Below are 13,796 nucleotides of genomic sequence, written 5' to 3'. Positions count from 1 at the left end.
TCGCGTCCGTTTTTTATATTGAATACTTGCAAAGGGGGAAACCCTATGAATACAAATACTTGGCAATGCGCTGACCAAGAGATGGCACTTCATGGCAGAGAGGTCATACATACACTAACAGCAGCAGGCCACGAAGCTTACTGGGTTGGCGGCTGTGTGCGGGATGAGCTATTAGGACGAGCTATTCATGATATGGATCTGACCACTTCGGCTGAGCCTGAACAGGTCTTAGCGCTATTCCCTCATGTTATTCCGACAGGAATCCAGCATGGGACGGTAACGGTTATGCAGGGTGGCCATGCGTTCGAGGTGACCACTTTTCGTACAGAAAGCGGTTATGCCGATCACCGCCGTCCAACGGAAGTTGCCTTCGTGAAGGATATCCGTGAGGATCTGATGCGACGGGATTTTACTATGAATGCGATTGCGATGGCAGAACACGGAGAGCGGGTGGACCCGTTTGGGGGAGAAGCCGATTTGCGAGCTGCTCTCGTTCGTTGTGTGGGACGAGCTGAGGAACGCTTTGAGGAGGACGGGCTGCGAATGCTGCGTTGCATCCGTTTTGCCTCTGTATTTCGGTTCCGGGTGGCCTACAATACCTGGAAAGGTATGATCCGTCGCAGAGAGGGACTTCGATATATAGCCATGGAACGGGTACGAGTCGAGTTAGAAAAGATGCTAGCGGGGCCTGACCCATTACGTGGATTGGAGATGCTGGGACGTAGCGGATTGCTTGGCTGTACGAAGGTTCCGGTTCCCTGGGAACAATGTGACGCACAGGCGCTCAAGGAGATCGTGCAGCTGCCAGCAGAGCTACGGTGGGGTTTGCTCCTTATGTCTTGTAGACTTAGCTCCGAGGCAGCGGACGAGCTATTAAGAGCTTGGACCTTCTCCAACGCCGTACGTTTGCGTTTGGTTCATTTATTGGAATGGGAGACCGAGCTCATCAGCCATGCTGTTGCCATAGCTGACAACTCTGTTTCGAGAGATTCTGACCCTATCAACGACGAGGTACTGCGTCGTAACTGGATTCGATTGTTAATTAAGCTGGGAAAGGATACAGCTTCAGACTGGCTGGAGCTTCACAAGACACTGCCTTCTTCGTTCCGTGGATTACCGCCGTGGGTAGAAAAGCATGTGAAGAAGATTGCCGAACTGGCAAACTCGTGGACACAGCAGGCTGTCGTCGTTCGTATCAAAGATTTAAATATTACTGGAAATGAACTGGTTCAGGCAATGAATCGACCAGGTGGACCTTGGCTGGGGCAGATGATGGAACGGCTTTTACAAGCGGTCGCTTGCGGAGATATCCCGAATGAAACAGAAACATTGCTTCAGGAAGTGAAACGGGTGATGAGTAGTGAATAATCATGATAGACTGTTAGGCATACTGGAGGAAGGTTCATCCGATTACGTATCTGGTGAGGAGATTAGCCGACGCCTCTCCGTTAGTCGCACAGCAATATGGAAGCAAATCAACAAACTGCGTGAGCTGGGTTATAATATCGATGCCTCTTCGCGCCGGGGCTATCGGTTGATATCTCGGCCTGACCGATTGGAAGTATCCAAACTGGCAGATCTATTAACTACACAATCGTTTGGCCAGCGTATCATAGTGCTGGATTCGACGGTATCCACTCAGCAGGATGCTATGCGTTTAGCAGAAGAGGATGCGCCGGAGGGAACGGTAGTGCTGGCAGAAGAACAGACGGCGGGTCGGGGACGTCAGGGACGTAAATGGTATTCCCCTCGCGGCAAAGGGATATGGATGAGCATTGTATTGCGCCCCACCCAGCCCTTAGCTTTTACCCCCCAGCTAACGCTACTTACAGGTGTAGCAGTGTGTAGAGCCATTCGTCGGCTGACGGGTGTGGAGGCAGGAATCAAATGGCCAAACGATCTGTTGATTCATGGTCGCAAAGTATCCGGTATTCTGTTGGAATCTGCAACAGAGGATCAACGGGTCCGCTACTGTATTGCAGGGGTCGGCATTGACGTAAATTTAAATAAAGAAGATTACCCGGAAGAGCTATCCCATGTAGGGACATCCTTGAAAATAGAAGCAGGGCTTGAAATTGACCGTACTGCACTGATTGCTGCAGTTCTGGAAGAAATGGAGCTGCTAAGTAAGTTGTATGCCGAGCAGGGGTTCCAGCCCATAGCCATGCTGTGGGAGGCGTTATCCGTGACGATGAACCGCAGCGTTCGGGCACATACGGGACAAGGGATAGCGGTAGAAGGTACAGCGGTGGGCTTGGACCCTTCAGGGGCACTAGTGATAGAAACGAACCAGGGTGAGCGGATTCAGGTTATTTCAGGGGATATACAATTGTAGAAGCGACCCTAGCTGAGTATACGACCACAATCTTTCTGTTTCCTGTGTGAAACTTCACGTGAAAAAGCTGATGTTTTTTGTTATACTGTGCAGGAGGCGGCATCGGACGGTCCGAGCTGCACTCCAAGGGCACATTGCTCTACTTTAGCAAGTTTGTAAGACCATCATAACTTCATTTGAAGGTTACGTTGGATTCTGCTCTGAGCCGAACAGGACCGAGACAGAAGGGACGATCTCAAAATGAGTGTCTTTTTTGGCTGTTCGGACCTTTTGATGACGCAGATGTACAGGCGTTCATAAAAGGTTATTTTTTGTGCCAAAAAAAGATGGAAGGGAGCCATTCGCGATGGCAGGAAAACAAGCGCTGAATATTGTAAAAATGAAAAAAATGAAGCAGGAGGGCATTCCGCTCAGTATGCTGACCGCCTATGATTATCCATCGGCTAAGATAGCCGAGGAGGCGGGAATTGACATCATTCTCGTGGGGGACTCGCTGGGTAACGTAGTTCTTGGTTACGATTCGACCATCCCTGTGACCTTGGATGATATGGTGTACCATTCCCGGACAGTTGCAAGAGGCGCTGAGCATACATTTATCGTAGCGGACATGCCTTTTATGACATATCACGGCAGCATATCCGAAAGTCTTCAAGGCATCCGCCGTCTGATGCAAGAAGGACATGCGCATGCTGTTAAATTGGAGGGCGGAGCTGAAATTACCGATGTCGTAAAAGCGACTGTTCAGGCAGGTGTACCTGTGCTGGGACATATCGGGCTTACTCCGCAATCAGTTAATCAAATTGGTGGCTATCGCATTCAAGGTAAGGACGAAGCAGACGCACGCCGGTTGATGGCAGATGCCAAGGCATTAGAGCAGGCGGGTGCCTTTGGTATTGTCTTGGAATTGGTGACTGAGGAAGTGGCAACGGCGATTTCTAAAGAACTTTCCATTCCAACCATTGGAATCGGTGCAGGACGTGGATGTGACGGTCAAGTACTTGTTTATCACGATCTGATTCAGTACGCATCTCCTTATTTCAGCAAACGCTTTGTTAAAACCTATGCCGATGTAGGCGGCTTGATCCGCAGCAGCATTGAGCAGTATGTGAGTGATGTGAAAGGGCGGGCATTCCCGGCCGCAGAGCATGTATTCAGCGCGGATGACCGTGTTGTGGAGTCCCTGGAGTCCTTGTACGGACAGGCAAAAGGACAAGCGCAGAAACAAGCTAAGGAAAAGGTGGAATCTCAGTCATGATCATCGTAAGAGAAGTGGCTCAACTACGCAAGGTTATTGCCGAACGTCGGCAACTTGGAGCCAATGGAGCAAAAACGGTACACGATTCTGCCTCTTTACTGCAACATAAAGTCGGCTTTGTACCAACGATGGGATACCTGCATGAAGGACATGCGAGCTTGATGCACAAGGCGCGTGAAATGGCAGATACGGTGGTGCTTAGCATTTTCGTAAATCCGATCCAATTTGGACCGAATGAAGATCTGGAAAGCTATCCCCGCGATGAAGCTCGTGATTTGGAGGTAGCACGGCGTGAGGGCGTGGATATTGTATTTTTGCCAACTGTAGCAGAAATGTATCCACAACCAACCCAAACCAAAATTCGTGTATCCGCTTTGACAGATCGCTTGTGCGGTGCTTCCCGTCCCGGCCATTTTGATGGTGTGACTACGGTGGTAGCCAAGCTTTTTAACATGATAGGTCCTGATTTGGCCTTTTTTGGGGTGAAGGACGCACAGCAGGTTGCTGTGCTCCAGCAGATGGTGACTGATCTCAATATGAACGTGACTATCGTACCTTGTCCCATCGTCAGAGAGGCGGATGGTTTGGCCCTCAGCTCCCGTAACGTGTATTTAAGTGCAGAACAGCGCGAGCAGGCATTGGTGCTGTCCCAGTCACTGCGTAAGGTGCAAGAAGTGAGCGAAGATATTGTAACAAACACAATTACGATTCGTCAGTTACATCAAATGGTGGAGTCCACCATTACTTCCTCTCCTTTAGCAGACATTGATTACATTGAAATTTTAACTTTTCCTGGTCTGGAGCCCCTTCTTCCCGAGCAGCGGCTATGTGATGTTCAGGAAGACATCATCGTAGCGCTAGCTGTGAAATTTGGCAGTACCCGACTGATTGACAATATAAGAATACAGAAGGCGGAGGTGCTTTCCCATGTTTAGAACTATGATGAAATCCAAAATTCACCGCGCTACGGTTACGGAAGCTAACCTGAACTATGTGGGGAGTATCACTATAGATGAAGATCTCATGGAGACATCGGATCTGTTGGAGAATGAAAAGGTTCAAATTGTAAACAATAACAATGGAGCTCGACTGGAAACCTATGTTATCCCCGGACCGCGTGGGAGCGGTGTGATCTGTCTCAACGGTGCGGCAGCTCGTTTGGTGCAGCCTGGTGATACAGTCATTATTATTTCCTATGCTTCCATGTCAAATGAAGAGGCCAAAACATACAAACCAACAGTGGTATTTGTTGATGAACATAATAAACCAGCCCAAACGATGAACAAAGAAGTACATGCGACGATCATGTAATGAATGGGAGTGCGGATGAAACCCGTCTTTTAAGCGAAAAATGTGAGTGTATTAATCCATCTTTCATAAGGGCGGGATGCACATGTTCCAGCATGTATTCGCAGAAATGAACAGCATGTTAGATGATATCGTGAAGCATTACCCATCAGCCCAGGGCTCCCGCAGGCAGGAGCTGCTACAGCACTGGAGTCTGCTGCGGAGAATGAGTGACGGAATTATGGATGAGTGGCTGGCCTTTGAGGAAAAAATGGTGTGCCTGCGTGCGGCCGGCTTTTCCGCGGAGACCGATATGTCTGACACGGAGCTGCCTGAAAAAGAGCTGCCGGCTTTTAGTCGGGGGCAAGGGTATTATCGATTACTTATGTACCCTGAGGCGATCCAACAATTTGAGCAGGTACTACAGCATTTTCCGAACAGTTGGCAGAGTCGCATGTATATGGGAATGGCCTATTTTCAACTAGATGATCCAGCAGAAGCTGTATACCATTTTCAGAAGGTGCTGGACCTGACTGAGCAGGCAGGACTAAAAGCGGTCATCTATAATGCGCTAGGCTGTCTGTTGGCAAAGCAGGCTGACGTAGAGGAGGCGCAAAAATGTTTTGCTCTCGCACATCAGTTCGATCCTGCGTTACCCGAGCCGCTGCACAATATGGAAGCCTGTTTGTCCGGTACCGAAAAGCTTCGATACGACAGCTCCATAATGACCTGGATGTAGTTGTCAGACACCGAGTAAGACGATGCATGCCCACCTCCTGAGGCGGCGTATGCATCGTCTTTTTTGGCTGTCTTAATTTCCAAACACGCGATCTTCTGCTATGCTAATATACGGAGTTATTATTTTTGTAAGTGTCATAAGAAAGGATTAAGCCCGAATGAAATTTGCGGTATTGGATTTTGAAACGACAGGCACCCAGTCCGCGGATGACATCATTCAAGTCGGACTTGCAATTATAGATCATGATAACAGCATTTCCCGTGTTTACGGCTCTTATGTGAACCCTGGCAGATCTATTCCACCTTTTATCACTGGATTGACCGGAATTACAGACGATGACGTGAAGGATGCACCTGCACTTGAAGAAATGATGATGGAGCTTGTGCCTATGCTGGACGATGTTGTACTGGTCGGTCATAATGTGGCGTTTGATTTTAATTTTTTGCAAAACGCTCTGGATCGGTGCGGATACTTGCCATTTAGCGGAAGAATCTTGGATACAATGGATTTTCTGAAAATTATGTTTCCATCACTATCTTCGTATCAGTTGGGTTTTGTGTCTTCTGAGTTCGGGCTGGCACATGATCGCCCTCACCAAGCAGACAGCGACGCATTGGCTACGGCCGAGGTGTTTTTAAAGTGTCTGGGTGAGCTTCAAGCATTACCTCTGATAACGATACAGCGGCTTAGTGATTTGTTTGCAGAGGAAGACAGTGACCTTGGATGGTTTCTTGATGGGGTGCGTGAAGAGAAAGAGCTTGATCCTATTCAGGATTTGGAGGGATATCAGTTTTTTCGTCAGCTTGCGCTAAAAGTGGAAGATTGGACGGAGCTAGCTGCTCCGCGTAGAGAAGATGACCCGAATCCACTGTCAGGTGTTACCTTTGAGGAGTACATGGATGATGTGCGGGACAATTTGCGTTCATCCTTGAGTCAATATGAGGAGCGCGAGGCGCAGATACAGATGATTGAGGGTGTGAATCAGGCACTGAGTGAAGACAAGCATCTGCTGATTGAAGCAGGTACAGGAACAGGGAAGTCTCTGGGTTATTTGCTCCCATCGCTGTATCACAGTGTGAAAAAGGGACAGCGCGTTATGGTGAGTACACATACGATCAACCTGCAGGAGCAATTACGCGAGCGCGACATTCCGATGCTGACCAAGGTGATTCCGTTTCCGTTCCGGGCTGCTATTTTCAAGGGTCGGGGACATTATTTGTGTCTGCGTAAGTTTGAACATAAAATAAACAGAAGAGACTTCGCTACACCGAAGGAAGATTTAATTACAGCGGCTCAGATGATCGTCTGGTTGACGCTAACAGAAACCGGTGATGATGAAGAACTGAATCTGAGCAACCGTGGAGGGGATTTCTGGGAAACGGTGGCGAGTGATTCAGAGTCCTGTCTTGGTCGTTCCTGCCCATGGTTCCGCAAATGTTATTATCATCGTGCACGCCATGAAGCAGGAATAGCGGATGTTGTTATTACGAATCACTCTAAGTTGTTCACAGACGTCAAAGCCAGTCATCAGTTATTGCCGAGCTATGAACATCTGGTGATAGATGAAGCCCATCACCTGGAGGAAGTAGCTGGTAAACACCTAGGTATGCATATGAAATATTTCACACTCGTGCATACACTGACGCGACTGTTCAAAGACAGCAAGAATGGACAACTGCCTTCACTTCGTCAACAGTTGGCGAAATCGGGGCACGAGAAGTCGGCAGATTGGGCCTCAACTATCGACCAGCTGTATCCGCTCGTGTTAGAGGTGAAGGAAACTTGGGACCTGCTAAGCGACAAGCTGTTTGGCATGTTGCCGGAGCGAAGTGATGCGACACCGGGTGAAACAGGACAGTTTTCTTCCCGTCTCAAACCTTCGGCCAAGCCTGCAAAGTGGGATCAGGCGGGAGCTTTGGAAAATCAGCTATATGTAACGATGAGCGAAATTTTGCGCAAGGGCGACAAGCTGATGCTGGACGTCAAGGAAGAACATGACGATTATGCGGCGGATAGCCTTATTACAGATATCACGGGTCTGCTCAAGGATTTGGCGGGGATTCGAGAAAATTTGCGCTTTTTTATCCGACTCGATGATGAAACAACCGTATACTGGCTCGAGGCAAGCGGGCAATTCCGTAGTAAATCATTGCAATTTTATGCGGTACCCGTCGATGTGAGCCGCCAGTTGAAAGAAATGTTTTTTGACAAAAAAAGAAGCATTATTCTGACTTCTGCTACCTTGTCGGTAGATAAGTCGTTTCAGTACATGATCGATCAGCTCGGCTTACAGGAGGCCGCAGATCAAGAGCGGCTGATGACTTCGCAGCTCCCGTCACCCTTTAATTACAGGGATCAGGTGTTGCTGGTTATTCCACGGGATTTCCCAAGTGTGAAGGGCAGTGTAGGAGATGCGCATTTTGTAGATATGCTCGTTAGCTCTCTAGGAGCGACTGCTCAGGCGACACGTGGGAGAATGCTCGTTCTGTTTACGTCCTATCGGATGCTCCGGCAAGTGTATGAGCCGCTCAAAGAGGCCTTAGCATCCAGCGAAATTACTGTGCTGGGACAAGGTGTGGACAGTGGAAGTCGCAGCAAGCTAACCCGCCGGTTTCAGGAAGCGAAAGCTTCTGTATTGCTGGGGACCAGCAGTTTCTGGGAAGGCGTCGATATTCCGGGGAAGGCTCTGACTTGTCTAGCCATTGTTCGCTTGCCGTTTCAACCGCCGAATCACCCGCTGCTGGAGGCAAAAAGCGAACTGCTCCAGCAGCAGAAGAAGAATCCATTTATGAAGCTGTCTGTACCGCAAGCGGTCATTCGCTTCAAACAGGGATTTGGTCGGTTGGTACGTACAGCGAACGACCACGGGGTCGTTATCGTTTATGATACGCGTGTGATTGAATCCTATTACGGAAAGCACTTTTTGTACTCGTTACCGGGACCAAAAATGGAGCATATGCCATCGGAGCAAATGGTGCCCCGCATCGCCGAATGGCTCCAATCCGCCCCGGAGACAGAGGCATAACGGACGGACATAAGTATGTTCGTTACAATTAGGGGGAGCAAGTATGAAATCAGATAAAATTTCAGAGGCTGTCGTACGGAGGTTACCCGTATATTTACGTTATCTGAATGCACTGCACAAACGGGAGGTGGCTACGGTCTCTTCTCAAGAGCTGGGACAGAGGCTAGATTTGAACCCGGCCCAAATCCGTAAAGATCTTGCTTATTTTGGAGATTTTGGTCGGAAGGGTATCGGTTATGATGTTTCTTATCTCATTGAGAAAATACGCCATATCCTGAAAATCGACCAACAAATTAATGTAGTATTGGTCGGAGCGGGTAATCTGGGGCAAGCCCTTTCGAATTATAACGCTTATTTAAAAGACAATATGAAGATTGTGGCGGTATTTGATGCGTTTCCGGATAAGGTAGGAACCAAGATCAATACATTGGTCGTGCAACCGATGGATGAACTGGAAGCGACTGTGAAAGAAAAAAACATTCGAATCGGGATTATTACCGTACCTGATTTTGAAGCACAGCACGTGGCTGATAGGCTTATTGATAGCGGAATTGGAGCGATCCTGAACTTTGCACCGACTACTCTCAAGGCACCAGCCAACATTCGGATTCATGCCACAGACTTTACAACTGATTTGCTTAGCCTCGCTTATTATTTGGAGGACGGAAAGGAAGAAGCACAATATGACAGTGAATAAATGGATGATTAAAAACGGATCTTTTGCCGTAAATGGACCAGAAGCAGGGGTAGTCCATGGTTTTATGATTGTGGAGGATAGTCGTATTACTTATATTGGCGAAACCTTGCCTGCGGGTGAGGAAGAGACGGAAGCGATCGATGGTAAAGGGCTATTGTTTTTACCTGGTCTGATCAATACTCATGGTCATGCGGCGATGTCTCTACTGCGTGGGCATGGAGATGATTTGGCACTTCAAGTATGGCTTCAGGAAAAAATGTGGCCTATGGAAGCCAAGTTTACATCTACAGACGTGTACTGGGGTACGTCCTTGTCTGTGCTGGAAATGCTGAAAGGTGGAACAACAACCTTCCTCGATATGTACGATCATATGGATGAGGTGGCTCGTGTGGCTGAAGAGTCAGGTATTCGTGCAAGTCTGATGCGTGGAGCAATTGGACTATGTTCGGAGGAAGAACAGCGAATCAAGCTGGCAGAGGCCGTGACTTTTGCGCGTAACTGGCACGGTAAAGCAGACGGCCGTATTACAACGATGATGTCACCGCATGCGCCATATACATGTCCACCTGCGTTTATTGAAAAATTCGTACAAGCTGCGCATGATCTGGACTTGCCACTGCATACGCACATGTCTGAGACGATCGCCGAAGTAGAGCAAAACGTACGCGACTACGGTTTGCGTCCGGTTGCACACTTGGATAAGCTTGGCTTTTTCTCCCGTCCTTCGCTTGTTGCCCATGGCGTTCATTTGAACGACGAAGAAATAGCTTTACTGGCAGAACGTGGTGTAGCGGTTTCCCACAATCCTGGCAGCAACTTGAAGCTGGCAAGTGGTGTGGCAAGAGTGCCTGAATTGCTGCGTGCAGGGGTTACGGTTTCTCTCGGAACGGATGGTCCTGCCAGCAATAATAACCTGGATATGTTCGAGGAAATGCGTCTGGCAGCACTTATTCACAAGGGTGTATCCGGTGACCCTACGGCAGTTCCTGCAAGTGAAGCGCTGCGTCTGGCAACAGAATACGGTGCAAAGTCGATTGGTTTAAAAGAAGTAGGAGCGTTGGCAGCAGGCAACAAGGCTGACTTTATCGCGTTGGATCTGAATCAGGCACATTTCTTGCCGCGTACAGATCTTATTTCCCATGCGGTATACTCTGCAAGCGCCAAGGACGTGGCTCATGTGTGGGTAGACGGTCGTCAGGTTGTGAAAAACGGCGAATGCCTGACTATGGACGAGGAACGTATCAAACATGAGGCACAAGCCGCCTTTGAAGGGCTGCTGTCGCGCTAATTCAGGTGTCACATCCCCTTAGAGAGGAAGCACGGGTTTGAAAAATAAGAAAAAATGGATAGCGGTCGCCATTTTGGCCGTGATACTGATCCTGGTCAGCATTTTCTGGTATTATTCCTATGTTACTCAAGACCAGGTGGCTGAGAAAAATGCCGCTATCATTAAGGCCAAGCAATCAGGTGGTCTGGTTAGCACGACTCAAACATGGAAGTCTGTGTGGGATCAGGTATATTGGGTGGTTCAAGGGAAAAATGCACAGAATGAAAATATAATGGTATGGGTTCCTTTTCAAAAAGTGGAGGGACAACCTAACGTACCTGCCGCAGATAATAGCGGTGTTCATACCGAGCTGCTGAAGAACGGAGTCGACGAGCAAAAAATGACGTCGCTAATTCAGCAGCAGCTTCCAGGTGTAAAAATTGTAAGCCTCCAGCCGAGTGTGTTCAATGGCGAATATGTGTGGCAGCTGTTTTACGATGATGGAAGCCATCATTACTATGCCTTTTACCGTTTTTCAGATGGGGGAGCGACGGGGGTAAAGTATACTTTGCCCAATAACTGAGCTGGTTGAGGATCAGCAGATGTGGAATGAATGACTAGTAAATGATTAAAAGCTCAAGAAAAAGACGTAAATGCGATGAAATTCGTATTTACGTCTTTTAGTCTTGCTATGCCGTAAAGATGAGCTGAATGCCAGCGAAGCATCTTTACCTACCCAACTTCTCTCCTAAGGCAAATTCATCTTTATGGCGGGCAACAGCGATCGTAAGATCAAATCCTACACGCAGCGTCCCACCTCCACCATAACCAAAGATTTTGCCTCATCACAACTCCTCCACACATTGCCTTCGATTTTAGATATACGTTATGATATACTATATTTTATAAGTGATAGACAAAAATGATAGAAAAAAGAATTGCTGATCACTGTAAGATCATGCAATTTGGTTGTTTGTTGACATTCGTCCCGTTTCTTCTGAGTTTTACATTTTGAGAGGAGGATGTTGTTTGAAATTGCGTGCAGTTCCTATCGTTGTGGCGGCAGTTTTGGCAGCTTTGCTGCTATTTGGGGGATGGTTCATTTACCGTCAGGTTACAATGCAAAGTCCTCTGGAAAAACTGGTTTCTCAATATCCAGGCGTGACAAGCGCTCAAATAGATATTAAACAGGATCAGGTTGTATTGAAACTAGATCTCAAACCGCAGGCGGATGTGGCCGGATTGGTCGATGTAGTTAAGCAAAAAGGACAATCCATCATTGGCAGCCGCACCATTAAGCTCGATATTGCAGACCGTTCCAATACAGCACTGAATCAATGGTGGTCTGAGGCTATGTTTCCTGTAGCCGAAGCGATGGAAAATAGAAAGTATACTCAAATTTCATCTACAGTTGAGCATATGAAAAAGAAAAAGACGGGTATCAAAGCTGATACCGACATGGATTCGAACAATGTCTATATCCGACTCAGCGAAGGGAAAGCGACCAAGTTTATCGTTTTGCCACGTCAATCTCAGCAGATGGGGGTATGGCCTAATGCCTAGATGGATCAAGGAAATATTAATCGGCATTGTGCCGGTAACCATTATATTTCTCGTTTTTATTGGGGTAAATATTATCCCTCTTCTAGTTGCTGGTGTGATGTTCAGCGGCTTGTTAATGCTCATGCATGCTCGTGGAGGCTTGGCCGTAGGTGCTGGGCAAGAACGTAAACGTAAAAAAAATGGCCCGGACAAGCTGACTTTTGAGGAAATCGGTGGGCAAGAAAGCGCTAAGCAGGAGCTGCGTGAGGCCTTGGATTTTTTGAATCGACATGATGAAATCTCCAAGTTTGGTATCCGTCCATTAAAAGGCGTTTTGCTCACAGGTCCTCCGGGAACAGGAAAAACACTGATGGCTAAGGCAGCGGCACACTATACTAATTCTGTTTTTGTTGCAGCCTCAGGTAGTGAATTTGTTGAAATGTACGTTGGTGTTGGAGCAGGTCGTGTTCGTGAGTTGTTCAGGGAGGCACGTACTCGTGCAGCCAAGGAAAAGAAGGAAAATGCAATTATTTTTATTGACGAAATCGACGTTATTGGTGGTAAACGTGAGGGTGGACAGCAACGAGAATATGATCAGACTTTGAATCAGTTGCTGACAGAAATGGATGGTATTTATTCGGTAGATACACCGCGGATTTTGATCATTGCGGCAACAAACCGTAAAGAAATGCTGGACAGCGCCTTAACGCGTCCAGGGCGTTTTGACCGTCATATTCAAGTGGATTTGCCTGATAAGAAGGGCCGTCTTCATATTCTCAAAATTCATGCCAAAAACAAACCGATTCAGGAAGATGCGAATCTGGATAAAATTGCTGAGGAATCTTATGGGTTTTCTGGCGCACAGCTGGAGAGCGTAATGAATGAAGCGGCAATCTATGCAATGAGACAGGATCAGAAAATGATTGCACAGAAACATCTGTCGATGGCAATTGACAAAGTGATGATGGGTGAAAAGACAGATCGAGAATCGACCTTGGAAGAGAAAAAACGTGTAGCGATTCATGAACTAGGACATGCTATTATGGCCGAAATTGTTCGTCCTGGTAGCGTAAGCCAGGTAGCACTTAGCCCACGTGGGAAAGCGCTTGGGTATGTGCGTCACAATCCACAGCAAGAGCAGTATTTATACACCAAGCAGTACCTGGAGGAGCAGATTATGATCTCGCTCGCAGGGGCTGCGGCAGAAGAAATGTACTATGGCGGTCGAAGTACCGGCTCTAGTAATGATTTTGAGCAAGCACTGAACATCGTTCATACGATGATGACTTCCGGTTTGACTTCACTTGGCATTATTAACATGGAAATGGTAACGAAAGAAGAACTCATGCGGGAAAATGGCGAGATTATGGCTGACCTGCATACCCGAACTTTGGAACTGCTGGAAAAGCATCGTCCTGTGTTCGACAACTCACTTGACATCCTGATGAAGGAGGAAACTTTGTCTGGAGACCAATTTAGATGTCAATTTAGTGAAAATGCTTTATTACCAGCATAATTTTTTATGCTGGTTATTTTTTTTTACTTTTAGTCCGTGCTAAGATATTATTATCTATTGGGACATAAACATGTATTTTTCGACAAAGAAGGATACAATATATGAGAGTGACCAGGAAAGGGTGGAGTAAAGA

The 13,796-nt window shown here is 47.5% G+C and carries 12 protein-coding genes; all 12 read left to right on the top strand.

Annotation, left to right across the window (positions count from 1 at the left end; all coding sequences use genetic code 11):
* Positions 1-45: 45 nt before the first annotated feature.
* The 12 genes from ACYCS5_RS00395 (at position 46) to ACYCS5_RS00340 (ending at position 13,663) form a co-directional block, all read left to right on the top strand.
* On the top strand, positions 46-1,368 hold the full coding sequence (locus tag ACYCS5_RS00395) for a CCA tRNA nucleotidyltransferase (protein WP_340932481.1): 1,323 nt from the start codon (positions 46-48) through the stop codon (positions 1,366-1,368).
* Entirely contained in the window at positions 1,361-2,335 is a 975-nt protein-coding gene (locus ACYCS5_RS00390; protein ID WP_029517364.1) for a biotin--[acetyl-CoA-carboxylase] ligase, read from the top strand. The genes ACYCS5_RS00395 and ACYCS5_RS00390 overlap by 8 nt, the downstream gene beginning before the upstream one ends.
* 346 nt (positions 2,336-2,681) lie before the next feature.
* Positions 2,682-3,590, top strand: a complete 909-nt coding sequence (panB, locus tag ACYCS5_RS00385) for a 3-methyl-2-oxobutanoate hydroxymethyltransferase (protein WP_165146943.1) — start codon at positions 2,682-2,684, stop codon at positions 3,588-3,590.
* Complete coding sequence (panC, locus tag ACYCS5_RS00380; RefSeq protein WP_459760631.1) at positions 3,587-4,525, top strand: pantoate--beta-alanine ligase; 939 nt, start codon at positions 3,587-3,589, stop codon at positions 4,523-4,525. Before panB ends, panC begins: the two co-directional genes overlap by 4 nt.
* Entirely contained in the window at positions 4,518-4,901 is a 384-nt protein-coding gene (panD, locus tag ACYCS5_RS00375) for an aspartate 1-decarboxylase (protein WP_013371641.1), read from the top strand. Before panC ends, panD begins: the two co-directional genes overlap by 8 nt.
* Before the next feature lie 82 nt (positions 4,902-4,983).
* Positions 4,984-5,616, top strand: a complete 633-nt coding sequence (locus ACYCS5_RS00370) for a tetratricopeptide repeat protein (RefSeq protein ID WP_209947376.1) — start codon at positions 4,984-4,986, stop codon at positions 5,614-5,616.
* A gap of 157 nt (positions 5,617-5,773) precedes the next feature.
* Positions 5,774-8,641, top strand: a complete 2,868-nt coding sequence (gene dinG, locus ACYCS5_RS00365) for an ATP-dependent DNA helicase DinG (RefSeq protein WP_318627170.1) — start codon at positions 5,774-5,776, stop codon at positions 8,639-8,641.
* Between the two features lie 43 nt (positions 8,642-8,684).
* Complete coding sequence (locus ACYCS5_RS00360; protein ID WP_029517369.1) at positions 8,685-9,338, top strand: redox-sensing transcriptional repressor Rex; 654 nt, start codon at positions 8,685-8,687, stop codon at positions 9,336-9,338.
* The gene (locus ACYCS5_RS00355) at positions 9,325-10,626 is read left to right on the top strand and encodes an amidohydrolase (RefSeq protein WP_069011508.1); all 1,302 of its coding nucleotides are present in this window, start codon (positions 9,325-9,327) and stop codon (positions 10,624-10,626) included. Before ACYCS5_RS00360 ends, ACYCS5_RS00355 begins: the two co-directional genes overlap by 14 nt.
* 37 nt (positions 10,627-10,663) lie before the next feature.
* Positions 10,664-11,188 carry a cell wall elongation regulator TseB-like domain-containing protein gene (locus ACYCS5_RS00350; RefSeq protein ID WP_039271118.1) on the top strand — a complete coding sequence of 175 codons (525 nt, stop codon included), beginning with the start codon at positions 10,664-10,666 and terminating at the stop codon, positions 11,186-11,188.
* Positions 11,189-11,634: 446 nt separating this feature from the next.
* Positions 11,635-12,168: a hypothetical protein gene (locus ACYCS5_RS00345; RefSeq protein WP_069011509.1), complete on the top strand. Its 534-nt coding sequence runs from the start codon at positions 11,635-11,637 to the stop codon at positions 12,166-12,168.
* Positions 12,161-13,663: an AAA family ATPase gene (locus ACYCS5_RS00340; protein ID WP_165146932.1), complete on the top strand. Its 1,503-nt coding sequence runs from the start codon at positions 12,161-12,163 to the stop codon at positions 13,661-13,663. The genes ACYCS5_RS00345 and ACYCS5_RS00340 overlap by 8 nt, the downstream gene beginning before the upstream one ends.
* Positions 13,664-13,796: the final 133 nt, after the last annotated feature.

Source organism: Paenibacillus sp. SEL3 (assembly GCF_054602585.1).
Note: the sequence above shows the minus strand (reverse complement) of the source record. Positions and strands in the feature narration are given on the sequence as shown.